Origin of the sequence: Pseudoalteromonas sp. OFAV1 (assembly GCF_021532595.1) — a bacterium.
Classification (GTDB): domain Bacteria; phylum Pseudomonadota; class Gammaproteobacteria; order Enterobacterales; family Alteromonadaceae; genus Pseudoalteromonas; species Pseudoalteromonas lipolytica_C.
This window is the reverse complement of record NZ_JAKGBG010000009.1, coordinates 15,594-40,943: the sequence shown is the minus strand read 5'-3', so window position 1 is coordinate 40,943 and position 25,350 is coordinate 15,594. Positions and strand designations below refer to the sequence as shown.

19 protein-coding genes are annotated in these 25,350 nt (G+C 39.4%); 10 read left to right on the top strand and 9 right to left on the bottom strand.

Going from position 1 to position 25,350, the window contains the following annotated elements; all coding sequences use genetic code 11:
* Nucleotides 1-103 precede the first annotated feature (103 nt).
* On the bottom strand, nt 104-1,399 hold the full coding sequence (locus tag L1267_RS07250; protein ID WP_235382468.1) for an anti-phage deoxyguanosine triphosphatase: 1,296 nt from the start codon (nt 1,397-1,399) through the stop codon (nt 104-106).
* Nucleotides 1,400-1,614: 215 nt separating this feature from the next.
* Between L1267_RS07250 and L1267_RS07245 the strand changes: the two genes are divergently transcribed.
* The 4 genes from L1267_RS07245 to L1267_RS07230 all read left to right on the top strand — a co-directional run bounded on the left by L1267_RS07245 (nt 1,615) and on the right by L1267_RS07230 (nt 4,861).
* Nucleotides 1,615-2,433, top strand: coding sequence for a glucosaminidase domain-containing protein (locus tag L1267_RS07245; protein ID WP_235382467.1), 819 nt, complete (start codon nt 1,615-1,617; stop codon nt 2,431-2,433).
* A complete protein-coding gene (locus tag L1267_RS07240) occupies nt 2,426-3,094 on the top strand; it encodes a DUF2987 domain-containing protein (RefSeq protein ID WP_138558903.1) in 669 nt (222 codons plus the stop codon). Before L1267_RS07245 ends, L1267_RS07240 begins: the two co-directional genes overlap by 8 nt.
* A gap of 528 nt (nt 3,095-3,622) precedes the next feature.
* A complete protein-coding gene (gene ppk2 / locus L1267_RS07235; protein ID WP_138558902.1) occupies nt 3,623-4,531 on the top strand; it encodes a polyphosphate kinase 2 in 909 nt (302 codons plus the stop codon).
* Between the two features lie 15 nt (nt 4,532-4,546).
* Nucleotides 4,547-4,861, top strand: coding sequence for a hypothetical protein (locus L1267_RS07230; RefSeq protein WP_135924994.1), 315 nt, complete (start codon nt 4,547-4,549; stop codon nt 4,859-4,861).
* Nucleotides 4,862-5,232: 371 nt separating this feature from the next.
* Here L1267_RS07230 and L1267_RS07225 read toward each other — a convergent pair whose 3' ends face one another.
* Together L1267_RS07225 and cspD are read right to left on the bottom strand one after the other, a co-directional pair.
* Nucleotides 5,233-7,455, bottom strand: a complete 2,223-nt coding sequence (locus L1267_RS07225) for an NADP-dependent isocitrate dehydrogenase (RefSeq protein WP_138558901.1) — start codon at nt 7,453-7,455, stop codon at nt 5,233-5,235.
* Nucleotides 7,456-7,942: 487 nt separating this feature from the next.
* Entirely contained in the window at nt 7,943-8,158 is a 216-nt protein-coding gene (gene cspD / locus L1267_RS07220; RefSeq protein WP_036968098.1) for a cold shock domain-containing protein CspD, read from the bottom strand.
* A gap of 208 nt (nt 8,159-8,366) precedes the next feature.
* Here cspD and clpS point away from each other — a divergent pair, with 208 nt between their 5' ends.
* Together clpS and clpA are read left to right on the top strand one after the other, a co-directional pair.
* Nucleotides 8,367-8,675, top strand: a complete 309-nt coding sequence (gene clpS, locus L1267_RS07215; protein ID WP_171040478.1) for an ATP-dependent Clp protease adapter ClpS — start codon at nt 8,367-8,369, stop codon at nt 8,673-8,675.
* 72 nt (nt 8,676-8,747) lie between these two features.
* On the top strand, nt 8,748-11,012 hold the full coding sequence (clpA, locus tag L1267_RS07210) for an ATP-dependent Clp protease ATP-binding subunit ClpA (RefSeq protein WP_235382466.1): 2,265 nt from the start codon (nt 8,748-8,750) through the stop codon (nt 11,010-11,012).
* 175 nt (nt 11,013-11,187) lie between these two features.
* On the opposite strand, the gene infA is transcribed toward clpA, so the two are convergent.
* The 4 genes from infA to trxB all read right to left on the bottom strand — a co-directional run bounded on the left by infA (nt 11,188) and on the right by trxB (nt 13,965).
* Complete coding sequence (gene infA, locus L1267_RS07205; RefSeq protein WP_002962494.1) at nt 11,188-11,406, bottom strand: translation initiation factor IF-1; 219 nt, start codon at nt 11,404-11,406, stop codon at nt 11,188-11,190.
* A gap of 90 nt (nt 11,407-11,496) precedes the next feature.
* Nucleotides 11,497-12,201 carry an arginyltransferase gene (locus L1267_RS07200; protein WP_135924983.1) on the bottom strand — a complete coding sequence of 235 codons (705 nt, stop codon included), beginning with the start codon at nt 12,199-12,201 and terminating at the stop codon, nt 11,497-11,499.
* Nucleotides 12,194-12,910 (bottom strand): leucyl/phenylalanyl-tRNA--protein transferase, encoded by a 717-nt coding sequence (aat, locus tag L1267_RS07195; protein ID WP_135924981.1) that lies wholly within the window; start codon nt 12,908-12,910, stop codon nt 12,194-12,196. Before aat ends, L1267_RS07200 begins: the two co-directional genes overlap by 8 nt.
* 104 nt (nt 12,911-13,014) lie before the next feature.
* The gene (trxB, locus tag L1267_RS07190; RefSeq protein WP_135924978.1) at nt 13,015-13,965 is read right to left on the bottom strand and encodes a thioredoxin-disulfide reductase; all 951 of its coding nucleotides are present in this window, start codon (nt 13,963-13,965) and stop codon (nt 13,015-13,017) included.
* A 288-nt stretch (nt 13,966-14,253) separates the two neighbouring features.
* On the opposite strand from trxB, the gene pssA reads away from it, so the two are divergent.
* Nucleotides 14,254-15,579 carry a CDP-diacylglycerol--serine O-phosphatidyltransferase gene (pssA, locus tag L1267_RS07185; protein WP_235382465.1) on the top strand — a complete coding sequence of 442 codons (1,326 nt, stop codon included), beginning with the start codon at nt 14,254-14,256 and terminating at the stop codon, nt 15,577-15,579.
* A 59-nt stretch (nt 15,580-15,638) separates the two neighbouring features.
* Here pssA and L1267_RS07180 read toward each other — a convergent pair whose 3' ends face one another.
* On the bottom strand, nt 15,639-16,382 hold the full coding sequence (locus tag L1267_RS07180; protein WP_135924973.1) for a YciK family oxidoreductase: 744 nt from the start codon (nt 16,380-16,382) through the stop codon (nt 15,639-15,641).
* Nucleotides 16,383-16,610: 228 nt separating this feature from the next.
* Between L1267_RS07180 and L1267_RS07175 the strand changes: the two genes are divergently transcribed.
* Both L1267_RS07175 and sohB read left to right on the top strand, forming a co-directional pair.
* On the top strand, nt 16,611-19,043 hold the full coding sequence (locus tag L1267_RS07175) for a VolA/Pla-1 family phospholipase (RefSeq protein WP_235382464.1): 2,433 nt from the start codon (nt 16,611-16,613) through the stop codon (nt 19,041-19,043).
* Between the two features lie 114 nt (nt 19,044-19,157).
* A complete protein-coding gene (sohB, locus tag L1267_RS07170) occupies nt 19,158-20,174 on the top strand; it encodes a protease SohB (protein WP_235382463.1) in 1,017 nt (338 codons plus the stop codon).
* An 81-nt stretch (nt 20,175-20,255) separates the two neighbouring features.
* Here the strand turns inward: sohB and L1267_RS07165 are convergent, their stop codons facing one another.
* Nucleotides 20,256-21,587 carry a dicarboxylate/amino acid:cation symporter gene (locus L1267_RS07165; RefSeq protein ID WP_135924966.1) on the bottom strand — a complete coding sequence of 444 codons (1,332 nt, stop codon included), beginning with the start codon at nt 21,585-21,587 and terminating at the stop codon, nt 20,256-20,258.
* Between the two features lie 193 nt (nt 21,588-21,780).
* Between L1267_RS07165 and L1267_RS07160 the strand changes: the two genes are divergently transcribed.
* Nucleotides 21,781-25,107, top strand: a complete 3,327-nt coding sequence (locus L1267_RS07160) for a hypothetical protein (protein ID WP_235382462.1) — start codon at nt 21,781-21,783, stop codon at nt 25,105-25,107.
* Nucleotides 25,108-25,350 lie beyond the last annotated feature (243 nt).

Here is a 25,350-nt window from a genome sequence, read left to right as displayed (position 1 = left end):
ATAAGGTAAGCAGATTGGCTAAAATCCATAAAGAATTAGTAGGTTATTTGCTAAAATAACCTACTTAATTTTAGAACATAATATTTAGCTGTTCAAAAAATAGTTAGGCTGAGGGTAAAAATAATCGTTGATAGGTTTTATATGCATACTCGTCACTCATACCTGATAAGTAATCACAGATCACCCGCATTGCATTACCATTATTGTTGTGTGCGTTTAACCACATCTCTTGAGTTGTTTCTGGTAATAAACGCATCGGGTCGCTAGCAAAAGCGCTAAATAATTCTATAAGCAGGTTTTGCCCTTTAAATTCAACCTGTTGCATTTTAGGTTCACGAATTAAACGCTTGAATACAAATTGTTTGAGCACATTGAGTATTTTTGAAAACTCATCAGGCAGGCTAACGGTATATTGTAAAATCTCTGATTCGAATTCGTTATTTTGTATCTCTAAAGAGGCATGGATAATAAATGTATTTACTAACTCACCAATGGCGTCTTTGCGTTCATATTCATGATGTGAGAAAAGCCTTGCAGTAATTGCACTTAAATGAGTTGTTAACCAAGGTGAATTGAGTTCTTGTAACTGAATAAGTGCATGGTTTTGCCAATCAGCAAACGTTAGTACTTCAGTGGCAATCGCATCTTCTAGGTCATGAACTGCATAGGCAATATCATCTGCCAATTCCATTATTGCAGAGTCAATAGACTTATAATGAGTTTTAGACCTAAACTCATCCACCTTGTAGTGGCTAGTCAATAATGCTTTGTCGTTTTGTGATAGCGGCGCAATAATCCAATTAAAAACATCGTTATCATCTTTGTAAAGCCCTTTAGCCGGTCGCCAGTGATCGGCTTTTATGAAACTTCGCGTATCAGATAGTGGTGGGATGGTATGCCATACATCATCAATAAACGCAGGGTACTTGATAAATCCCAACAAAGTCCGGCGCGTTAGGTTCATACCATAACCGTTGCTGTAGGGTTCAAGTTTAGAAACAATGCGTAAAGTTTGCGCATTGCCTTCAAATCCACCATGCTCGCGCATCATGTAGTTTAAAGCTATTTCACCACCATGACCAAAAGGTGGATGGCCAATGTCGTGAGCAAGACATAAGGTTTCGAGCAAGCTGCCACTCGGGAAGTGTTCAAATTCAGGGTGCTGTTTTTTTAAATGGCGCAGCAAACCACTGCCGATTTGTGCAACTTCAAGAGAGTGGGTTAGGCGAGTGCGGTAAAAGTCGTTTAGGCCAATACCCATAATTTGAGTCTTTGCTTGTAAACGTCTGAAAGCAGCGGCATGGATTATACGAGAGCGGTCAACTTGCCATGGTGAGCGGTTGTCATTGGGACGATATTTTTGTTGATCTATAATTCGTGCTTGCCAAGGTTGGCACATAATAAAAAAGCCTATGGTTTCGCGACTGAGTTAATGAAAGTATACGCAACCGCTTGAAAATTGCGAGTATATTGAATGTATTATGAGACTTTTTAAATACGATTGAAGTGAAAAAATAGCGCCGAATTCGCCAAAGATTGGCTTGTTTGATATACTCCGCCTTTGTATGTGTGTGATGTTACCGCACATGAGTAGTAGTTTACTTGAGAGAATACATGCTTAAATACGTTTTTCAAATTTTACTAGCTGCCTTTTTTATTTGGGCACTGTTGTCACCTTTTATAGATAATGAAAGTGATGTTGACGTATCTTCACAAGACCTTGCAACTAGCAAGGGCAGCCAGCAAACTATAAAAAAAGAGAAGCCATTACATAATGTTAAACTCCCTGATTTTGCTGCGTTCAGTGATGTAAAAGAGAAGAAACATGCATTTTTTGATTTTATACGCCCGCATGTTGAGGCTGAAAATAAGAAAATTTTGCAGCAAAGAGCAACATTAGAAATAGCTCGCATGATGCTGGAATATAATGAGCCTTTAACAGTTAAACAAAAATCAGATATAAAGAAAATCCTCACCAGTTATAAACTGCCGACGACGATTGATGTACTGTCACTATCTCAGGCATTACGCCGTGTTGATATTATTCCAAAAGAACTTGCTTTGATGCAGGCTGCGAATGAATCGGCTTGGGGAACATCGCGATTTGCGCGAATTGGCCTTAACTTTTTTGGTCAGTGGTGCTACAAAAAAGGTTGCGGTATGGTACCACGCCGTCGTGCAGATGAAGCTGCTCATGAAGTAACGGCTTTTAAGTCTGTAAGAGCTGCTGTAAGCTCTTACTTTAAAAACATTAATACTCATGCGGCATACAAAGATTTACGTTCAATCCGAGCAGATTTACGCCGTCAACAAAAGCCTATTGAAGCCACAGTTTTAACGCAGGGTTTGTTATCTTATTCTGAGCGACGAGAAGCTTACATTGAAGAGTTAAACACAATGATAAATCAAAACAGAGCATATTTTGATGAATAAAGTTATGTCATGTTTCAAGGCGGTAGTGTTAGCCGCTACCTTAGGTGCTTCTGTAGGAACAGCAACCGCAGGCGAGTTTGTTGTTGCATACGATGGCTTTTATGACCGCCTTAAAGTGGTTAACAAAGGTGACTTTCAGTACGCGCAAGTAAACTTTTATTTATCTGACATTGCTACAAATGATGTATGCAAAATTAAGTCAGGGAAAATAATAACAGAACAACAAGAATTTGATCTTACCTATACAGATCAAGCCCAGTTGTTGCTACCGTTTGATAAACAACTCGATACAGATAAGGCTGTAATTGTCGTACAACCTGAGAATCCTCAGCATGATTGCCAATTAAAGCTACAAATTGAAGCAACCAACCTGAGTGACTTTGCACTGACAAAAGCAAACCTATATGAGTTAAATGAAGAGTTTGATGAATTGCTATCTGATTTATCAGGATTCTTCGTCAGTAAATTAATGTGGTTTTTGTTGCCAGAGCAACAGGGAGTTGTGCTTAAATTTGCGGATGAAAATGTGGCAATATCAGAGGCTGATAATTGCAAGCAAAGCCGTTGTGCAATAATGGTGACTGATGATTGGCAAGACAATCAAACAAAACTGCAAACAAGTGCTCGGTTGATCAGCGCAACCCCATGGATTGTTAAATAACTGCATCAACAACACGCCTTGTGCGTATGTAAACTGTGCCATATGAGGGAGCTTTTTATGCTCCCTCAATTATTTTAGCCTGTTTTTATATTTAATTAACCCTTTCATCAACAAGTATTGTTCTAATACTATCTTCTCTATTTTTATTTTCTTTACTACTCTTATTTTATTGGTTTTAAGTTAGGTAAGATAAAAATAATGAGTCAAAAAATATAGCTTCAACTAATTTAGTTAGTCTTCTTTCAATAAAAGATCTTAAGGTGTGAAATTTAATTATTATTTATCAATTGCTTATGTTCTTGACTATTTAATGTTAGTAATTTTGTTTGCTAATTTAAAACTAACTAAAATTTATTAAATATACTCCTTGGTGTTGTTAGTAAAAAATAACTAAATTAAATATTTTTAAGAGTTTTCTATATCGATAAATAATAGATGTAGATCAATAAATAATGCTGCAACTGGCATAAAGTAAAAATATACAGTTCTTAATGAAGGTACGTAAATATTTACTAAAAAGGAGTTGCCATGCAGACAGTAAACGTCGAATCAGTATTAATTAAGCCTACAAAAGTAAGTAAGCCTACAAAAGTAAGTAAGGGAAAAACTAAACAGGATGTTGTATTTGACTTAAATGTAAAGAACCCAAATTTAAAATGGAATGCTGATGGCCTATATCCATACAAGCGTAAAATGGATGTTGTAGAGTATGAGCGCCATAAACATGAGCTTCAAATTGAGCTATTAAAAATGCAAGGTTGGGTGAAAGAGACTAACCAACAAATTGTTATTTTATTTGAAGGCCGTGACGCAGCAGGAAAGGGTGGAACAATAAAGCGCTTTATGGAGCACTTAAATCCGCGTGGGGCGCATGTTGTAGCACTTGAAAAACCCACTACCCGTGAACGTGATCAATGGTATTTTCAACGTTATATCAATCATCTACCTGCAAAGGGAGAAATAATTCTGTTTGACCGTTCTTGGTATAATCGCGCTGGCGTAGAGAAGGTCATGGGGTTTTGTGAAGACCAAGAATACCTCGAATTTATGCGGCAAACACCTCAGCTTGAACGCATGTTAGTTAACAGTGGTATTAAATTATTTAAATATTGGTTTTCTGTGAGTAGAGAAGAGCAATTTAGACGCTTTAAATCACGCCAAAACGATCCTCTAAAGCAATGGAAACTGAGCCCGGTTGATATGGCATCATTAGCCAAATGGCATGACTACAGTGCAGCAAAAGACGCCATGATGTTTCATACCCATACTAAAGACGCACCGTGGACTCAAATTCGTTCTGATGACAAAAAACGTGGTCGTATTAACTGCATGCGTCACTTTTTAAGTTGTTTAGATTATCCAGGCAAAGACCATGAAATTGTTGATCAAGTTGACCCATTAATTGTTGGTGAACCAACAAAAATGTCTCAACGTTAAGATTAGGAGAGTGAAATGGAAATTACAGATCCAATGTATGACGAGCGCCTAGCAAAGTTAGAGAAGAGCCTCGCTAAAAGTAAAAAAGAAGTTCAAAGAACCGCTGCGATTGCAAAAGAGGCCGCTGAACAAGCCCAAGCAGCCGTTGATAAAGCAAACGAAGCTGAAAGTCTTGCTAAAAATGCTCAAAAACGTCTTAAAGCAGCTAAAAAGCAACTAAAAGAGGCCATAGTGCTAAAGATAGCGCAAAAGAAAGCATCAAAAAAATCTGCCATTAAACGCGCTAAACGTATGGCTAAAAACAAAAAGGCGAAAACAGCAAACGCTTAGTTATAAGTTAAAACTGAATCGTAGCCATTGTTATATGTTGTGGTTTATGAACAGCTGACTAGGTGTAAGGAATAATATCAGTTGGCAGTCATGCTTAATCATTTAAGAGATTAAAGCTTTTTAACAGCTTTAAAAATTACTTATTTATGACTGTATGGATGTAGTAATTAGCGCAATGTTGAGGCAATTTTCGAGAACAAGTAGATAACGAAGTTTGTGTCTTGTTATCAGCCAGTTTATTGCATCAAAGTAGACGGTTTAATTAAGCGAATTGGTATAAAAAAGAGAGTTGCTCTTTTGCTAAGGCTCATAGAGCCTCAGCAATCGAGATAACTCTCTTATTTTTTAGAAGATTAGCGAGTTCTAACGAATTACACTAATTTTGCTAAAATATCGTTAAATGTTGTGCTTGGGCGCATTGCTTTGAATGCAAGCTCATCATTTGGTTGGAAATAACCACCCACATCCATTGCTGAACCTTGTGCATCGTTCAACTCAGTGATGATTTGCTCTTTTTGAGCTTCTAAATCAGTAGCGATTTGCGTGAATTGCGCTTTTAATTCCGCGTCATCATTTTGTGCAGCAAGTTCTTGTGCCCAGAATAATGAAAGGAAGAAGTGCGAACCACGGTTATCAATCTCTTTCACTTTACGTGAAGGTGATTTGTTTTCAGCTAAGAAAGTACCTGTAGCTTTGTCTAGTGTATCAGCAAGTACTTGAGCTTTCTTGTTACCTGTATTAACCGCTAGATGCTCTAAAGAAGCTGCAAGCGCTAAGAACTCACCTAAAGAATCCCAACGTAAGTGGTTTTCTTTTTCGAATTGTTGAACGTGCTTAGGCGCTGAACCACCTGCACCTGTTTCGAATAAACCACCACCATTCATAAGTGGTACGATTGAAAGCATTTTAGCACTTGTACCAAGCTCAAGAATCGGGAATAAGTCAGTTAGGTAGTCACGTAAAACGTTACCAGTTACTGAAATTGTGTCTTTACCTTCTTTGATGCGCTCTAATGAGAATTTAGTCGCTTCAATCGGTGCTAAAATGTGGATCTCAAGACCATCAGTATCATGTTGTGGCAGATACGCGTTTACTTTTTTGATTAATTCAGCATCGTGTGCACGGTTTTCGTCTAACCAGAAAACTGCCGGTGTGTTAGTTGCGCGAGCGCGGTTAACAGCAAGTTTAACCCAATCTTGAATTGGTGCATCTTTTACCTGACACATACGCCAGATATCGCCTTGCTCAACAGCATGCTCAAGTAATGTTGTGCCAGCTGTGTCTACTACACGGATTTTACCAGCTGCTGTAACTTCAAACGTTTTGTCGTGTGAACCGTACTCTTCAGCTTTTTGCGCCATAAGACCAACGTTAGGTACGCTACCCATTGTTGTTGGATCGAATGCACCGTTTTCTTTACAGAAATCGATAGTTGCTTGGTAAACACCTGAGTAACAACGATCTGGAATTACAAAGCTTGTGTCTTGTAATTTACCTTCGCTGTTCCACATTTGACCGCTAGAACGAATTGCAGCAGGCATTGATGCATCGATGATTACATCGCTTGGAACGTGAAGGTTTGTGATACCACGGTCAGAATCAACCATAGCAATAGCTGGGTTGTTGTCGTATACAGCTTGGATATCAGCTTCGATTTCAGCTTTTTTAGCTGCGTCTAGGCTTTCGATTTTTGAGAATACATCGCCAAAGCCGTTGTTTACGTCAACATCTAGTTCTTTGAAAAGATCAGCGTGTTTTGTAAATACGTCTTTGAAGAATACTTTTACAGCATGACCGAAGATGATTGGATCAGACACTTTCATCATGGTTGCTTTCATATGTAACGAGAACAACACGCCTTTGTCTTTCGCAGCTTGAATTTCTTTAGCAAGGAAAGCTTGAAGTTTAGCGGCACTCATACAAGAAGCATCAATAACTTCGCCAGCTAATAGTGGCGTGCTTGCTTTAAGAACCGTAATATCGCCGTTTTCAGCAACATGTTCGATACGCACGTCAGTTGCTTCAGCTACCGTTACTGATTGCTCAGAACCGAAGAAGTCACCTTCTTCCATGCTTGCAACGTAAGATTGAGAATCTTTGCTCCACGCACCCATTGAGTGTGGATTGTTGCGAGCGTATTCTTTAACTGAACTAGGTGCACGACGGTCAGAGTTACCTTCACGAAGAACCGGGTTTACAGCAGAACCTTTGATTTTGTCGTAAGTTGCTTTGATTTTCTTTTCTTCATCAGTTTTTGGCTCTGATGGATAATCAGGTAAAGCGTAGCCTTTCGCTTGCAACTCTTTGATTACAGCACGTAACTGAGGAATAGACGCACTGATGTTTGGTAGTTTGATAATGTTAGCTTCAGGTGTTTTAGCCATATCACCTAATTCAGCAAGTGCATCATCAATTCGTTGTTCTTCAGTTAAATACTCAGGGAAGTTGGCAATTACACGGCCCGCTAATGAAATATCGCGAGTTTCAACTTCAACACCTGCAGCGTTTGTGTACGCTTGGATGATTGGTAACAATGAATACGTAGCAAGAGCTGGCGCTTCATCTGTTTTAGTATAGATAATTTTTGATGTCATCATCATTCCTAGATAGTTGGCGTAATGTTTGATTGTAACTGCGCTAACAGTAACCCTTAATTAGCCATATTCAACAATGCAATTATACTGCTATGGTATATCAAGTCTTAAATATAAGTATTTCGATATAACGACAGCAAGCAGTCTGTTAGCTGTTGCAACTTAATACAGAGTATCAAAATAACCACAGCTGACAGACTGTAATACCAATTTGCAAAATAGATCTTTTAATTGTGCAAAAAGGCATAAAATTCTTATAGCTCAAATAAGCTAGCTTTGAAATTAGCCAAAAGCCTTACGTCAAAATGACGAAAAAGCTAAATTTAAGCAACAAGAGTGTAACAAGCTTGGCTCTAAAGGGCTAATAACAATTAAACTATTGGGGTAAAGAAATGGAATTTCAAGTTGAAAATAAAAATCAGTGGGAGATAGGGAAGTAAGCGAGGATCTTAACAAGGTCGCTCGCTTGGTACTCGAATAGGTTCACCTAAGAGATCTCATCGTTAGGCGCAATATTCGTTGCGTGTAACCCTTTAGGACCTTGTTGCAATTCGAATGTTACATCTTGACCAGCTTTAAGTGTTTTATAACCGTCCATTACAATCGTTGAGTAATGAGCGAATATATCAGTCTCGCTGCCGTCTTCTACGATAAAACCAAAACCTTTGGCATTGTTGAACCATTTGACTTTTCCACAAGCCATACTTCTACATCCTTCTATAAGTTGACTAATTTAGTTATTCTAAACCGTGTAATTTGCTAGACTGACTAATGATTAATCAATCTATCTTTGACTGTAGTTTATTTGGCCAATCAGTCAAGTGTTTTGGGCTATTTTTTAACAATTTATTTATTTTTTTATTCAAGTTTGCTTGAGTTCTAAAGACAAGACTATATTTATTATGAGTGGTATGAAAGATTCTGGTGTTATTGATACAGTTCGCGATAGTGAAAAGCAAAAATTGCAGCCGCCGCGAAAATATAAAGTCATTTTAAACAATGATGATTACACGCCTATGGACTTTGTGATAGAAGTACTTATGACGTTTTTTAATATGGATAGCGATAGAGCAACAGATGTGATGCTTCAAGTTCATCATAACGGTAAAGCAATATGCGGTGTTTACAGTGCCGATGTAGCCCATACCAAAGCTGAGCAAGTTAATCGTTACGCACGAGATAACGAGCATCCACTGCTTTGTAGTTGTGAGCAGGAATAAATACCAAGGTAGGGTGAACCGATTAACCCGTCACAACGGTATATAAAATATTATCTCAGTAAGGGGTTGCCAATGCTAAACAAAGACTTAGAACTAACTCTGAATGCGGCGTTTCGCGAAGCGAGAACGCGTCGGCATGAATTTATGACCGTCGAGCATCTTTTACTTGCGCTGCTCGATAACCCTTCTGCTGGAGAAGCGCTAAACGCCTGTGGTGTTGATATGGGCGCATTAAAAGTTGAATTATCAGAATTCATTGATGAAACCACGCCTGTGATTCCTGATCTTGAAGAAGACAGAGAAACACAGCCAACATTAGGTTTTCAGCGAGTATTACAGCGCGCTGTATTTCATGTGCAATCATCAGGCAAAAATGAAGTTACTGGCGTGAACGTGCTGGTTGCTATTTTTTCTGAGCAAGAAAGCCAAGCGGTTTATTTACTTAAAAAAGCCGACATTAACCGTTTGGATATTGTGAATTTCATTTCGCATGGTATTTCTAAAACTGATGACGATCTTGGTGGTGAAGACCATGATGATATCCATGAAGAAGTGCAAGAAGTGCAGGGTGAAGAGCCAACAAAACTCGAAAACTTTACAACGAACCTTAACCAACAAGCTATCGACGGTAACATCGACCCATTAGTAGGCCGCGATAACGAAGTTGAAAGAACAGTTCAGGTATTATGCCGTCGTAAGAAAAATAACCCACTACTGGTTGGTGAAGCAGGGGTTGGTAAAACAGCGATTGCCGAAGGCCTTGCTTATCGCATTGCCAATAAAGAAGTGCCAGAAGTTATCGCTGACGCAGTGGTTTATTCACTTGATATGGGGGCGTTGCTTGCCGGTACTAAATACCGAGGTGATTTTGAAAAACGTTTCAAATCACTATTGAAAGAGCTACAAGCAAAGCCTGGCTCAATTTTATTCATTGATGAAATCCACACTATCATTGGTGCAGGTGCTGCATCGGGTGGGGTAATGGATGCATCAAACCTTATTAAACCGCTGCTTTCAAGCGGTAAGCTTCGCTGTATGGGTTCTACAACCTATAACGAGTTTAAAAATATCTTTGAAAAAGACCGTGCTTTAGTACGTCGTTTTCAGAAGATTGATGTGCTTGAACCAAGCGTGGCTGATACCACAAAAATTCTTAACGGCTTAAAAGAACGTTACGAAGAGCATCATGGTATTCGTTACACGCAAAAAGCGCTTAAAGCGGCTGCTGAGTTAAGTGCAAAGTACATTAATGAGCGTCATTTACCCGATAAGGCAATTGATGTCATCGATGAAGCTGGTGCAAATCAACGTTTGCAACCAGCATCGAAACGTAAAAAAACCATTGGTGTGGCAGATATTGAGTTGATTGTATCTAAAATGGCTCGTATTCCGCAGCAAAGTGTTTCGTCAAGTGATAAAGAAACGCTGAAAAATCTTGATCGCAACTTAAAGATGCTGGTGTTTGGTCAAGACCAATCTATTGATGCACTGACATCTGCTATCCGCTTATCTCGTTCTGGTCTTGCCAATGAAGACAAACCGATTGGCTCGTTCTTGTTTGCTGGCCCAACAGGGGTTGGTAAAACAGAGGTTACTAAGCAGCTTGCTAAGTGCATGGGCGTTGAGTTCATACGGTTTGATATGTCTGAGTATGTTGAGCGTCATGCGGTGAGCCGTTTGATTGGTGCGCCTCCTGGCTATGTAGGTTTTGAACAAGGCGGCCTACTGACAGAAGCAGTGATTAAAAACCCGCATGCGGTTGTGCTTTTGGATGAAATTGAGAAAGCTCATTCCGATATTTACAACATTCTACTGCAGGTTATGGATCATGGCACATTAACCGATAACAATGGCCGTAAAGCAGACTTCAGAAATGTTGTACTGGTTATGACAACCAATGCTGGTGTACAAGAGACTGTTCGTAAATCAATCGGGTTTACTGAGCAAGATCACTCTCATGATGCGATGAGTGAAATTAATAAGGTATTTTCGCCTGAGTTTAGAAACCGTTTAGATAATATCATTTGGTTTAACCACCTTGAGAAAGAGGTTATCTTGCAAGTGGTTGATAAATTCATTGTTGAATTACAAGCGCAACTTGATAAGAAGTCAGTTAATCTTGAGCTTACCTCTAAAGCTAGAGAGTGGTTGGCAGATAAAGGCTACGATAAGGCAATGGGGGCACGTCCGATGGCACGTGTTATCCAAGATGAGCTTAAAAAGCCACTGGCAAATGCAATCTTATTTGGTGAATTAGCCGATGGTGGTTCGGTTAAGGTCTCGGTGAAGGATAAAAAGATTCACTTTGACTTTGAGACTAGCCTAGAAACAGCTTAAGTTGATTCTTAGCTGAAAACAAAAAGCCCAGCAATTGCTGGGCTTTTTGTTTATTAAATGGAATTAAAACTAAGTTAGTTTTAACACCATTTAACAAACGCTTTTAGCTCTTTGTAATAAACACACCTGCTCACTCAAAGCAGCAAAAAGCTAAATTTCTCGTTATCGCACTAACTTAGCGAGCACGGAATACGATGCGACCTTTCGATAAATCGTAAGGAGTCATTTCTACGGTTACTTTGTCGCCAGTTAAAATGCGGATGTAGTTTTTGCGCATTTTACCAGAGATATGAGCCACAACTACGTGACCGTTTTCTAGCTCAACTCGGAACATTGTATTTGGTAAAGTATCAAGGACCGTACCTTGCATTTCGATTACGTCTTCTTTCGCCATGTTTAGCGTAACACCTCTTTAATAGTTAAACGCTGCAGATTTTGCCGAAAATACGGCAATAAGTAAAGCTACAGGGCTCAAATTTGTCAATTAAATCGCCAACCACTGATCGCCAATATGCTTTTGTGCCGGCAAAAATTGAGTTTTATATTTCATTTTGTTGCATTCATCGATTTGATAACCCAAATAGACAAATTCTTTTGCTTGTTGTTTTGCAAACTCAATTTGTTCCATGATCATTATACTGCCGATACTGTATTGTTCATAATCTGGGTCAAAAAAAGTATAGATAGCTGAAAGTGAATTCTTCATACAATCGGTAACCGCGACTGCGACTAACCGATCCTCATCACGCAACTCAATAAAAGTCACAGGAAGCCATTTGCAAAATAAAAAGCTCGCGTATTGATTTTGCTCGGGAGGATACATAGAGCCATCTTGGTGTCTTTGCGTGATGTACTTACTGTACAGTGGGTAATACTCAGCACGTTCATGATCACTATAGCTAACAGTAAAGCGCTTTTTGGCTTTATTCATTTTACGCTTTTGCGATTTTGAAGGAGTAAATTGCTGTGCAAGCACCCGCACTGAGTTACAAGCATTACAACTTGGGCAGTGGGGACGATAAATCTGATCACCACTTCGCCTAAACCCTAAAGCAAGTAGTTCCTCAAACCTATCAGGGCCATAACAACTTGGATCAAGAATAACCAATAGTTGTTCTTGGCGATTTGGTAAATAACTACAATCAAATTGTTGGCTTAAACCTAGTCTTGCGGGTAAATGCTCAGTCATAAATATCAATCAACTCTTGCGGTTGCCACATACTTGCTGTGGGGATATAGCTATGGGCTAATTTAAGTCTAGTTAAAAATTCTCTACGTGGAATAACTTTTGCGCCTAAAGTGATCAAATAGGGGTTTTCTAATTGACAATCGATAAAATGGGCGTGGTGTTTTTTTAGCCAGTTAACTAATGCCCACATCGCAAGTTTAGAACCATTGCTGATGGTATGAAACATGGATTCACCACAAAATATACCGTTTTGCATGATGCCATACAAACCAGCAACTAGTTCGTTTTCTTGCCATATTTCTACACTGTGAGCAATATTTTGATGATGTGCTTCGATATAAGCATGCATCATTTGCTCTGTGATCCAGGTACCTTCGGCGTCGAGTCGTTGCTCACGGCAAGCATTGATAACGTGCGAAAAAGCGTGATTAACAGTGACTCGAACCGGAGCACGTTTTAAGTGCTTTTTTAAACTACGACTGACATGAAATTCATTTAACTCAATAATACCGCGCATGCTAGGTGACCACCACATAATTGGTTCGTAATCACTAAACCATGGGAAAATACCATTTTTATAAGCATGTTTAATGCGGTTAACTGATAAATCACCGCCAATAGCTAATAAACCATCAGGCTCATCGAGGGCATATTCAGGATTTGGGAAATCTACACTCTCGGGTGAGAGCTGATAAAGTTGCTTGATCATATCAGCATTATCGTTGTTATTTATTATGATTCTAGCAAAATTTTAGCCATAAAAAAGGGGCTGTTCTTCGACAACCCCTTATAAAGCTAGTATTTAGCAATAGATTATAGATTATCTAAAAAGCGCTCAGCATCTAGGGCAGCCATACAACCTGTACCTGCTGATGTGATTGCTTGACGATAAATGTGATCACACACGTCACCTGCAGCGAATACACCTGGTACGCTTGTTTGTGTCGCATTACCGTTTAAGCCTGATTCAACTACTAAGTAGCCATCTTTCATTTCTAGCTGACCTTCGAACATGTCAGTGTTTGGCTTATGGCCAATTGCGATGAATACACCTGCAAGGTCAAGGTTTTCAGTCTCTTCTGAGTCAGTTGCTTTAATGCGGATGCCAGTAACACCCATTTCATCACCAAGAACTTCATCTAAAGTACGATTGTAATGTAAAACAACATTACCGTTTGCCGCTTTTTCATTTAAACGATCAGCCAGAATCTTCTCGCTACGGAAGCTATCGCGACGATGGATCACGTGTACTTCGTCGGCGATGTTAGATAAGTAAAGAGCTTCTTCAACTGCCGTATTACCACCACCTACAACGGCAACTTTTTGACCGCGATAGAAGAAACCATCACAGGTTGCACAAGCAGAGACACCACGACCTTGGAAGTTTGTTTCAGATTCTAAACCTAAGTACTTAGCAGACGCACCTGTTGCAATGATTAATGCATCACAAGTATATGTACCTGAATCACCTGTTAAAGTGAAAGGGCGCTTAGTTACATCAACTTTGTTAATGTGATCGAAGATAATTTCAGTTTCGAAACGCTCAGCGTGCTCTTTCATACGTTCCATTAATGCAGGGCCAGTTAAGCCATGCGCATCACCAGGCCAGTTTTCAACTTCGGTCGTTGTTGTTAATTGACCACCTTGTTGAATTCCTGTGATTAGAACAGGGTTAAGGTTGGCACGTGCTGCGTATACCGCCGCCGTATAGCCCGCAGGGCCAGAACCCAAAATTAATAGTTTACAGTGTTTAGCGTCACTCATGGTTTTTCCTAAAAACGTTTCAATACGATGTCTATGCGACCGATTCTAAGAAAAACAAGGCGGATGTAAACAAAAGGCTCGATTATTTTTTTTGGTAAATCGCAAAGCTGTCAAATAATCCTTACTCATTATGATTTAAGCTGCTCTTTTTGCTTGTTAAATGAACTATTTCTCAATTGTTATGCCTTCAAAGTACGTTTATTCATGACCAAGCAATATTTTTTTGGTATGTTTTAGCTAATTTTGATATTAGCTTTAGTTATGAGCTAAATAAATGAACAGGCAATTATGGTATTTTGGCAGGAAAAGCCCGCATTCGGGCTGACTACGGAAGACTTACAGGTCTTAACCAATGCAAAAGAGTATCGCATTGAACTATTGCGTTTAATTCGTTCAGCGACAACAAGAATTTATATAACTGCTTTGTATCTTCAAGATGATGAAGCAGGTCGAGAAATTTTAACGGCATTACACGAAGCCTCATTAGCTAATCCTGATCTAGAGGTAAAAGTACTGGTTGATTTTCATCGCGCTCAGCGAGGTTTAATTGGCGCTGCAAAATCTGATGGCAATGCCAGTATGTATTGTGACTTTCAGGAAAAGTACCAGTCTAATGTAAAGGTTTATGGTGTTCCTGTTAAAGCGAAAGAGCTTTTTGGCGTGTTACATTTAAAAGGCTTTGTGATTGACGATACTTTATTGTACAGCGGTGCAAGTCTTAACAATGTCTATTTGCAGCAGGACGATCGTTATCGTTTAGATCGCTACTTTTTAGTGCATCAAGCTGGTTTGTGTAACTCAGTGGTAGAGTTTATTGAATCACAATTATTAAGTTCTGAGGCTGTTCCTCGTATTGATAAGCGACCTCTAGTTAACTTCAACGATATTAAAAATGCGCAAAAGCAGTTAATGCGTGATCTTAAATCAGCAAGTTATGAAAGTGCAGTAGAGGCGAGTGCGGGTGAATTAGGGGTTCGGCTTTTCTTAGGCTTAGGTCGTCGTAGTAATAAACTAAATCGTTTGATTAAGTCATTATTTGATACCACAGAAGAAGAATTAGTACTTTATACGCCTTACTTTAATTTCCCAGCACCATTAATGCGCTCTTTACGTCGCTTACTAAAACAAGGTAAGCAAGTAACAATTGTGGTAGGTGATAAAACTGCGAACGATTTTTATCTGCCTCCTAGTGAGCCGTTTAGTAAGATTGGTGCACTCCCTTATTTATATGAAACAATCCTACTTAAATTTTTAAAGTCTCAGAAGCGTCATATCGCAAATGGCAATTTAAATGTTTATCTTTGGAAGCATGAAAGCAACTCTTTCCATTTAAAAGGAATTTGTTCAGATAAACGTTTACATTTGCTTAGTGGGCATAATTTGAATCCACGAGCATGGGGTTTAGATATCGAAAACGGGATTTTAATTGACGATCCGAAGCAAAATATTCTTGAGCAAATAGAAAACGAAAAACACGCTATTTTGCAGCATTGTCGTCGTTTAAATGGCCCGCAAGACTTAGAGACAATGGATGATTATCCTGCGCCTGTTAAGAAACTTTTGGGTCAGGCAAAGCGTGTGAAAGTAGATTTTATTATCAAACGCTTTATTTAGTGGGCTTAAAGATTAAAAAAAGCAGCGAGAGCTGCTTTTTTTGTGTTTAGCTATTAGCTTTACTTCTGTTGAGCATCTAAAGATTGGCCGTTCACCTCTTTAGAGTCGTCGCTCATCAAGTATAAATAAGTTGGCATTAAATCTTCTGGCGTTGCTAATTTATCTCTATCTTCACCAGGGTATGCAGAAGCACGCATAGATGTGCGAGTTGCACCAGGGTTGATACAGTTCACGCGAATATTGGTTTTGCCCACTTCACAGGCCCAAGTTTGCATCATGCCTTCAACAGCAAATTTTGAGATTGCATATGCACCCCAATGCTCACGACCTTTGCGACCAACACCAGAGGATGTAAAAATAACAGATGCACTTGGTGACTTTCGCAATAATGGAAACATAAATTTAGTGATCATGGCTTGCGCAGTCACATTCACTTTCATAATGTTTTCAAAGGTAGAAACACAGAAATGTTCAAGCGGCCCTAATGAACCCAAAATACCTGCATTGTTTAATAAACCATCTAACTTGCCAAACTGCATTTCTATAGTTGCGGCTAAATCACGGTAGTTTTGTTTTGTTGCACCTTTTAAATCCATCGGCACGATAGCCGGCTGTGGGTAGCCTGCGTTCACGATTTCATCATAGACACATTCGAGTTTATTAGTTGTTTTACCAAGTAATATAACAGTGGCACCATGCTTGGCATAAGTTAATGCGGCTACGCGACCAATGCCATCACCCGCACCTGTTATTAGAATTACTTTGTCTTTTAGCGCATTCTCTGCGGCTTTATAAGTGTGCATAAAAGTACCATCAATTAGATTTTTTGCTATTTTAACATAGCAAAAAGCCAAGTTATCGAATTTATTGCAAATTAAGGTGGCGAAAATTGAAACTTTACGTTAACTTTAACTGGTCTAATGTCTTATTAATAATCTAATTACATTAATTTAACTTAGAATAAAGGTAGTAGAACAACTACGTTTAACTTTGAACACACAATAACAATAAGATTTGCGCGGAGCGAAATTATGAAAAAAATGCTACTCTCACTAGCCATTGCGTCAGTCATTACCGGCTGTGGTGGAGGAGAAACATTAGAAGATGTTAAAAATGACACCCCACCTGTCATCCCAACCGCGACCGTTAAATTTGACCCTGCAAATAGCGTTATCTCGGTACCTAATGACTTACTGATGAGTGGTACACTTGATGGCACTTTAAATATGCCGGGTGAATTAGACGACAACAATGTTAGTGTTGAACGCGCAGCCTATGCTGATCCTCAGCTTGCACTAGGTGCCCTTGATGGCTGGTCAACACAAACTCCGTTTAAAATCGATTTAGCATTCCCTGCGGGTATCTCACTTGATATGGCTTCTGCCGGTTCACCTGGTGCAGTTCGTATTTTTGAAGTAGTGATGGGCGCAAGTCAAACAGATGAAACCTGTTCGCAAGTACCTGCAGGCATTGCCTGTAAGTTGGTTTCTGAGCTTACCTTTGGTGTTGACTTCATTACACAAGGTTCTGGTGATGCGGTTGCTGTGATCCCACTTAAACCTTTTAAAGCGGGTAGCACCTACATAAACGTTTTAACAACGTCTTTAATGGACTCAGAAGGGCGTTCAATCGAACCATCTTCAACTTATGCACTTGTTAGTGAAGAAACACCGCTAATTACTGATTCACAAAAATCTCTGCAAGCGGTGATTAATAGCTACGAAAATGCAGTCACCTCAGATGGCGCAATTACAAAAGATGAAATTATTTACTCTGCTGCGATGACAATGCAATCAGCAGGTCAAGTACTAGGTACTGTTAAGCAGCTTTTAGCAGCTAGCCTTTCGCAACCTGCCTTACCAACACCGATGGTTCAAATTCCTGAGCAACCTGTAATTACAGTTGAGCAAGTATTCGCATCACAAGGTATTACAGGTGTTTCACCAGTATTTGGTGGTGTGCAATATCAAAAGGGTAACGTGATGTTACCTATGTATTTAGCAACGCCTACAGGCAAAACGGTTGATGATTTATCAGCAACTTATTGGCAAGGGCTATGCGACAGTGGTGTTGCTGTACTTGGCTATGCATCTACTGCAGGTGACTCATTCCCAACAGACCCAATCAGCGAAACTGATGGTTTATGTATGGCGTTAAGTGGTGGAAAACTGCGTGATTTAGGTTTAGATCAAACTAAACACTTAACCAAATACAACACAATTCCAAAAACACAAAGCATTGCTAATGTGCCAGTGCAAGTTACTAAACCAATTTTACCTGTGATCAACGCAATACGTGGTCAGTTAGGGTTGGATCCTCTGGTAATGCCTGAAGGTGGTTGGCCAGTAGTGATTCTTCAGCACGGTATTACTTCTAAAAAAGAAGATATGCTAGCAATTACAGCACAATTAACAATGCAAGGTTTTGCAACGGCTGCAATCGACCACCCAATGCACGGTGAGCGTGGTGTAGATGTAGACGGCGATGGTACTGATGACTTTAATGCTTCTACAGGTTCAGTTTTAAGCTACATGAACTTACAGTCATTATTAGTTGCGCGTGATAGCTTACGTCAATCAGTTGCTGATTTACTGGGGTTACGTTTAGGTCTTAACTTTACTGGTGCTGCTGATTTAAATGCCCAAGATGTTTCATTCTTAGGCCATTCATTAGGCTCTGTAGTTGCTCCAGCATTTGTTGCTGTGACTAATGCACCGCTAGCTGACCAAGTTGATCCAATGTTCAACGTGAAGAGTGTTGCACTTGCCAGTGGTGGCGGTGGTATCGCTAGTTTCTTAATTGAGTCAAATACATTTGGTCCTTTTGTGCAAGGCTCTGTTTTACTTGCAGCAGGCACAGCTGAATCTGCAGAGTTTGGTGCTTATGCACAAAATGAAGCGCTGTCTAACTGTGGTTCACTTGCTTCTAACCAAACAGCTTTTGTTACATGTGCTTATAAAGAATACATTGGTTCGCTAACTATGGCTGGTGAAACTGTCAAACTTGCTAATATTCAAAGCATTATTACTCAGTTTGCTTTTGCTGCACAAACGGCCCTTGATAGTGGTGATCCTTCAAACTACGCCGCATCAGTTGCAGCGCTTGGCACACCAGTCTACATGAGTGTTGTCGTGGGAGACGGTGAAAATAACAATGCTGATATGGTTATCCCACCAATGGTGACGAGTAATCCAATTGCTGGTAGTTTACCTCTTGCCAACTTAATGGGCTTATCAACGGTTGCTGAGACACAAGGTCCAACTGCTGATGCGATGAGCTATGTGGTTAAATTCACTAAAGGTCATCACAGCTCAGTGTTAACGCCTGTAGCTACTGCTGACTCAGGTGCTACAGCACAAGAAAGTGCAGCAGCTACAGCTGAGATGCAACTGCAAATTGCGACTTTCTTAGCAAGCCGTGGTCAGTATCTTCAGGTTACAAACTCAGATGTTGTCACTGAATAACTGAAACCTATTAATTAAGTAATAACCAATTAAGTAAAAAGCCACATCATGTGGCTTTTTTTTGCTTTAAAGCATGGTAAATTGTGGCGAATAATTAATAAGTGGAGAGTTTGATTGGAATTTTTATATGAGTACGGGTTATTTTTCGCAAAAACCCTCACATTTGTCATCGCTATTGCTGTCATTGTTGCCATTATCATGGGAGCTGCAGTAAAACCTAAAGCGAAGAAGGGCGAGATAACCATTGATGATTTAAGTGAACAGCTTGATGATTTAAAACAAAGCTTTATCGAAAACACACTTTCAAAGAAAGAGTTAAAAGCTCACCAGAAACAACAAAAAGCAGACGCAAAAAAACAACACAGTGAAGACCCTAAGTCACGTCTATATGTAATTGACTTTAATGGCAGTGTAGATGCGCACGAAGTAGAAAGCTTACGTGAAGAGATCACAGCTATTTTAACTATTGCAGATAAAGAAAAAGATCGTGTTCTTGTTCGTTTAGAAAGTGGCGGAGGTGTAGTGCATGGTTACGGACTTGCTGCGTCTCAGCTACAACGCTTACGTAATGCAGGTGTGCATTTGACTGTAGCCATTGATAAAGTAGCGGCGAGTGGTGGCTATATGATGGCATGTGTTGCTGATGAAATCGTAGCTGCACCATTTGCAATTGTTGGCTCAATTGGGGTTATTGCGCAGATTCCTAATTTTAATAAAATTTTGAAAAAGAATGATGTGGACTTTGAGCAAATTACTGCAGGCGAATACAAGCGAACATTAACCTTGTTTGGTGAAAATACAGACAAAGGTCGTGAAAAATTCAAACAGGAAATAGAAGAAACGCATGGCTTATTCAAAACATTTGTTAGTGAACAACGCCCTTCACTTGATATAGATATGGTTGCAACAGGTGAGCACTGGTTTGCTACTCAAGCCTTTGATAAAGGCTTAGTTGATAAAATTGACACAAGCGATGATATTTTATTGAGCCAAGCAAAAGAGCGTCAAATCTTCAAAGTGAAATACCGTATTAAGAAGAATTTGAGCGATAAATTAGCGGTGGGCTTAAGCTCTGGTTTGAGTAAAGCAGGTGTGAGTTTAATGTCGCGTTTTAAAGGCTTAAACCCTTAAGCTTCAGTTTTAAAAAGTATATAGGCAATAAAAAACCCGCTATTTAAGCGGGTTTTTTATGAGTCGTTCATAAGTAGATTATTACTTAATCGACTTATGATAGTCTTCTAAATCTTTAGCGGCATTTGGATCGTTAAATACGTCCTCATCAAATTCACCTTCAGATTTTGCAACCACACAGGTCACCATACAATCACCTGTAACGTTTACAGCGGTACGTGTCATATCAAGTAAACGGTCAACACCAATGATGATAGCAATACCCTCTACAGGTAAGCCTACTTGGTTTAACACCATCGCTAACATGATAAGGCCAACACCTGGCACACCGGCAGTACCAACAGATGCTAGTGTCGCGGTCAAAATAACCATTAAATAATCAGAAATTGTTAAATCAACTGAAAAGACCTGAGCAATGAACACGGTAGCAACACCTTGCATAATTGCTGTGCCGTCCATGTTAATAGTTGCGCCTAAAGGTACCGTAAATGAAGCAACTGAGTTGTGAGCACCAAGTTTTTTGCTAGCAGTTTCAAGGGTAATAGGCATTGTTGCACTTGAACTTGAAGTACTAAACGCAAACAAACAGGCGTTTTTCATTTTCTTTAAAAACGTCACTGGATTTAAACCAGTTAATACTTTTAATAAGATACTATAGTTTACAAAGCCATGAATTAAGAGCGCGAAGACCACCACGCCAAAGTATAAGGCAAGGCTAGTGATGAGTTTAAAGTCTATAGTTGTGAATAACTTAGCCATTAAAAAGAATACACCGTAAGGGGCGATATTCATCAGTAGGGTAACAAGTTTTAAAATAACGGTGTTTAAGTCTTCGAACACGGTTGCAACACGTTTACCTGCTTTACCGCTTAAAGCCATCGCCACACCAAATAACAAAGCAAAAACAATAACTTGTAGCATATTGCCATTTGCCATTGCATCAATTGGGTTGGTAGGAAACATTCCAATAATGACTTGTGCAAGGGTAGGTGCTTCTTTAGCACTGTAGGTCGCATCTGATGGTAGGTTGATACCTTCACCAGGATTAACTAATAGCGCTAGTGTAATAGCAACGGTGATAGCTATTGCTGTTGTTACTAGATAGAGTAAGATTGATTTTCCACCCAGTCGACCTAGTTTTTTAGGGTCACTTAAGCTACATGTACCACACACCAGCGATACGAAAACCAATGGAACAACCAGCATCTTTAAACTTGCGATGAATATTTGCCCACCTACATGGAAGATACCATCCACAAAAAATGCTTTAATTGGTAAAGAGAATAATCCTAGTGGAATTAGGAAATCGTCTTCACCCGCTAAAATCGCTTGAAAGATAAAACCAACAAGCACACCCAGTACCATACCTACCATGATACGAGACGTAAGGCTTAAAGATCGTACTTTTGACATATACCTAGTCTATATTTTTATAAATTTCGCCATAGCCTACCAGCCTGAAGATTTTTATACAGGAAAATTCGACAAATATTTTAAATTAATTCGCTGTAAATCTGATAAAAAAATTATGATATTCGTTCAATTTTTAGGTTAATATTAGGTAAATATATAAATAAATTTAAAATAGCTAACTAGGGAGAGGTCAATGCCTTTATTGCGATGGCTAAGTATTATAGTTTTCAGCTCATTGTTAGTTGCCTGTGGCGGCGGTGGGTCGTTAGAGAACGATAGCGGTTCACTTGATGGAGGGGATGGTGGTACGACTGATACCCCAAGCTACTCTGTATCTGTGAAAGGTTATACAGCGGGCACAAATGAAGAGTCGAGTTCTGTAACGGTCGAATCACCATTAACTATTTCAGCAACTCTGACCAATCAGGGGGTTGCTGTATCTGGTGAAGTGATAACTTTTAGTCTTGATGGTAGTATTGGCTTGATAACACCTGCTTCTGGTACGAGCTTGACCGATTCAAATGGTGTTGCATCAATTACTGTCACTGCAGGTGATACGGCAGGAGCTGGTATCATTACTGCATCCTACATAGTTGGTGAAGAGACTTTTAGTGATACTTTTGGTTTCACATCCGATGGTTCACAAACGGGTGATAGCAGTGGCACAATTTCATTAGGGCTTTCGATTGTTGACAGTTCTGGTTTACCTTTCTCTTCAGACAACCCGGTTAGTAAAAACAACAAAGGAACGGTTACAGCTACTTTACTTGATGAAAGCACTCCAATTGCTGGCCAATTGATTTCGTTTACTACAAACTTCACAGGTAAAATTACACCCGTACTAGGTACTGCGCTAACAGATGAAAATGGCCAAGCAAATGTCACTTTAAGTAGTGGCGATTCAAAAGGCGCTGGTCAAGTTATCGCAACATATACAGATGAAAATGATAACACCATTACGAAAACGGTAGGTTTTATATCAAATGGTGATGATGCTTCTTCTGATGCTGCCCAATACTCAGTGTCTGTTCTAATGCTAACAGGCTGCAACCCTTCGTGGGATCAAAATCGAAATAATGTGAAGCTTGATCCAACTTCGCAAGCTTCTGGCTGTACTATTACTAATTCAATTTCATCAACCGAGTTAGGTGATTTATTTGTAGAAGTAATAAATGACCAAGGCGGTGATGGTGTTGCTAACTCATTGGTTGATGTAACAACTGATCTTGGTTCTGTATTACCTTCTTCAGGTCGAGCTCTGACTGATAACTTTGGTGTTGCACTTTTAAAATTACAGCCAGGAAATACAGGCGGTGCTGGTACTATTTCGGTGTCATCGTTAGGTGAAAGTGCAGATCTTAACTTTGCTGTTGGTATCGCTGATCTAGTGTTAGAAGTTGATAATGGACTAAACACAGATAGTGAAGGCAATACAATTCCTTTGAAAGCGGGTGGTAGTACTATTATTGAAGTTACCCTTCGCGACGAGCAAGGTAATTTATTTACCACGCCTACAGAAGTAGAATTTAACTCTACGTGTGTTTCAAATAATGACTCGACAATTGATGCATCGGTACAATCGTCAGCAGGTATTGCAAGCTCAACATACCGTGCTAACGGCTGTTCAATCAATGATGTGGTTAATATTACAGTTGAAACGGGCGGCAAAAATTTTACGGCGTCTACTGTTATACCTGTTGAAGTATCGGCTGTTCAATCAATACAATTTCTTGATGTTTCGGAGCCAGTGATTGCGCTTCCACCTGGTGAAGGTGGCTTACCAACACAATCAGTCGTTCGTTTCAGATTACTTGATGCGGATGGTATTGTTTCTGCACAGCAACGTATTGATTTTAAATTGACGGACTCAGTAGGTTTAGCAAAATTAACGCAAAGAACTGCTAATACAGACAACAATGGTGTTGTACAAACAACAGTGACTTCAGGCATCGTTCCTGGACCACTTGTCGTTAAAGCATGTTTTGTTTCTAAAGAAGATGTTGCTGCCTTGCCTGAAGGTGATGATTTATCTTGTTGGACAGATGAAGTTGAACTATGTGAAGCTGAACCAAGCAATGAAATTTGCCCTGCAGGGACACTTCACTTAGTGCCTTTAACTGAGCAAATTAACGCAGTGTCATCTCAACTTGCTTTATACTCTGGTGTTACAGATCAAAACAGTTTTGACTTAAGCCCAGAAGTCTTGAATCCAAATGCATTAAATTATAATGGCGTCACTAATAACCTGACAGTTTATTTTGGTGACCAATTTAATCAATTCAATAGTGATGGTGTTGAATCAACCGTTTTAACTGAGTCAGGTGTTATAGGTTCACAAAGTAATGAAGCAGTATGTCGTACTACTGATGCATCATGTGTTGTTACATGGCGCTCGCAGGGTGAACGACCTTTCTATGACTACAAATGGGGTAATAGAATTGGTGAAATTGATGGTAATACTGCAACTACTGAAGGAATAAACCCTAAAACTGGTGAAGTAAACTGCGACCCTTATTTTGGTATTGCAGCCCCATGTATTGGCACCTTAGTTCGCGCTAAAAATGATCCAAATGGTGTAATTCGAGGTGGACGAACTAGCATACTAGCGGTAGCGAAAGGTCAAGAGAGCTACGAGGATGAGGAATCATCAGATGGTGTTACTCGTCGAAACGGGTTATTTGATGTTGGTGAATATTATACGTTATATGATCTACCTGAAGCATTTAATGACCACAATGAAAATAATACCTTTGACAAAGCAAACTGTAGCGATGCAACCAGAGATTCTTACGATGCTGATTCAGACCCATGCTCGGAGAAAAATTCACGAGGTGGTCATAATGAAACATGGCGAGATCTTGATAATGATGGTGTATATGACGGCCCTGATGGTAAATATAACGGATTGTTATGTAGTGAAGCTGCCTTTAATGCTGGGCAATGTACGCGTGATTTAATTGAAGTTCGTAAGCAGATTGAAGTAGTTATGTCTGGTGATGAACCCTATGTACGATTCGCAGTATTAAAATCAGATGAAGTAGTGACTGCTCCTTACGAAGTAGTTGTGCCAGCTGATTGTAGTTCGACATTTGCAGGTGGCTTTGAAGAATCAGATAATGCAAGCTGGTGTGATGTTCAATCGATTGATTTGTCGAGTGTTATACGCCCTAACCCGAATTACGATGAGGATGATCCTGATTCAGGCCCAGAAAATATTGATATAGGTTTAACGGGTATCAATATCCAAATTTTCTACAGTGATGAATTTGGTAATCCATTACCTGCAGGTACAGAGGTAACAATTACTGCAGACAATGGTGATTTTTCTATACTGCAACATCAAGATATTATCGGAAGCACAAATAGAGACTCAACAATGTCTTCAAGTGTACGTATAGCTCGAGAGGTTGACGGTAACCAAGACGCAGATGGTGTGCTGACCATTACATTTAATTTCGAGAATCAATTTGGTACTACAAAAACAGTAAGTAAATCAATTGCTATACTTGATGATAAATAAATTTAAGCACAATTAAATTTAAAAAATGCCAACCAGAAGGTTGGCATTTTTGTTGCTGTTCTATATATTCCCCTTGAAATTACCGCAAAACACCACATTGACTAAATTAGCAACAAAAATTGTTTAATTATTCAGTCAATGAAGAAAAGTTTCGATTAAAAGCTTGTAACAATTGGTGTTTGTAGATATACCTATAAATATTCGTGCTCCAATGTTAAAAAATCATACTTATTTGTTTAATGT

Excerpts from the sequence above, each read along its gene's own strand:
- L1267_RS07250 (WP_235382468.1), bottom strand. The coding sequence starts at position 1,399 with ATGTGCCAACCTTGGCAAGCACGAATTATAGATCAACAAAAATATCGT.
- L1267_RS07245 (WP_235382467.1), top strand. The coding sequence starts at position 1,615 with ATGCTTAAATACGTTTTTCAAATTTTACTAGCTGCCTTTTTTATTTGG.
- L1267_RS07240 (WP_138558903.1), top strand. The coding sequence starts at position 2,426 with ATGAATAAAGTTATGTCATGTTTCAAGGCGGTAGTGTTAGCCGCTACC.
- ppk2 (WP_138558902.1), top strand. The coding sequence starts at position 3,623 with ATGCAGACAGTAAACGTCGAATCAGTATTAATTAAGCCTACAAAAGTA.
- L1267_RS07230 (WP_135924994.1), top strand. The coding sequence starts at position 4,547 with ATGGAAATTACAGATCCAATGTATGACGAGCGCCTAGCAAAGTTAGAG.
- L1267_RS07225 (WP_138558901.1), bottom strand. The coding sequence starts at position 7,455 with ATGACATCAAAAATTATCTATACTAAAACAGATGAAGCGCCAGCTCTT.
- cspD (WP_036968098.1), bottom strand. The coding sequence starts at position 8,158 with ATGGCTTGTGGAAAAGTCAAATGGTTCAACAATGCCAAAGGTTTTGGT.
- clpS (WP_171040478.1), top strand. The coding sequence starts at position 8,367 with ATGAAAGATTCTGGTGTTATTGATACAGTTCGCGATAGTGAAAAGCAA.
- clpA (WP_235382466.1), top strand. The coding sequence starts at position 8,748 with ATGCTAAACAAAGACTTAGAACTAACTCTGAATGCGGCGTTTCGCGAA.
- infA (WP_002962494.1), bottom strand. The coding sequence starts at position 11,406 with ATGGCGAAAGAAGACGTAATCGAAATGCAAGGTACGGTCCTTGATACT.
- L1267_RS07200 (WP_135924983.1), bottom strand. The coding sequence starts at position 12,201 with ATGACTGAGCATTTACCCGCAAGACTAGGTTTAAGCCAACAATTTGAT.
- aat (WP_135924981.1), bottom strand. The coding sequence starts at position 12,910 with ATGATCAAGCAACTTTATCAGCTCTCACCCGAGAGTGTAGATTTCCCA.
- trxB (WP_135924978.1), bottom strand. The coding sequence starts at position 13,965 with ATGAGTGACGCTAAACACTGTAAACTATTAATTTTGGGTTCTGGCCCT.
- pssA (WP_235382465.1), top strand. The coding sequence starts at position 14,254 with ATGGTATTTTGGCAGGAAAAGCCCGCATTCGGGCTGACTACGGAAGAC.
- L1267_RS07180 (WP_135924973.1), bottom strand. The coding sequence starts at position 16,382 with ATGCACACTTATAAAGCCGCAGAGAATGCGCTAAAAGACAAAGTAATT.
- L1267_RS07175 (WP_235382464.1), top strand. The coding sequence starts at position 16,611 with ATGAAAAAAATGCTACTCTCACTAGCCATTGCGTCAGTCATTACCGGC.
- L1267_RS07165 (WP_135924966.1), bottom strand. The coding sequence starts at position 21,587 with ATGTCAAAAGTACGATCTTTAAGCCTTACGTCTCGTATCATGGTAGGT.
- L1267_RS07160 (WP_235382462.1), top strand. The coding sequence starts at position 21,781 with ATGCCTTTATTGCGATGGCTAAGTATTATAGTTTTCAGCTCATTGTTA.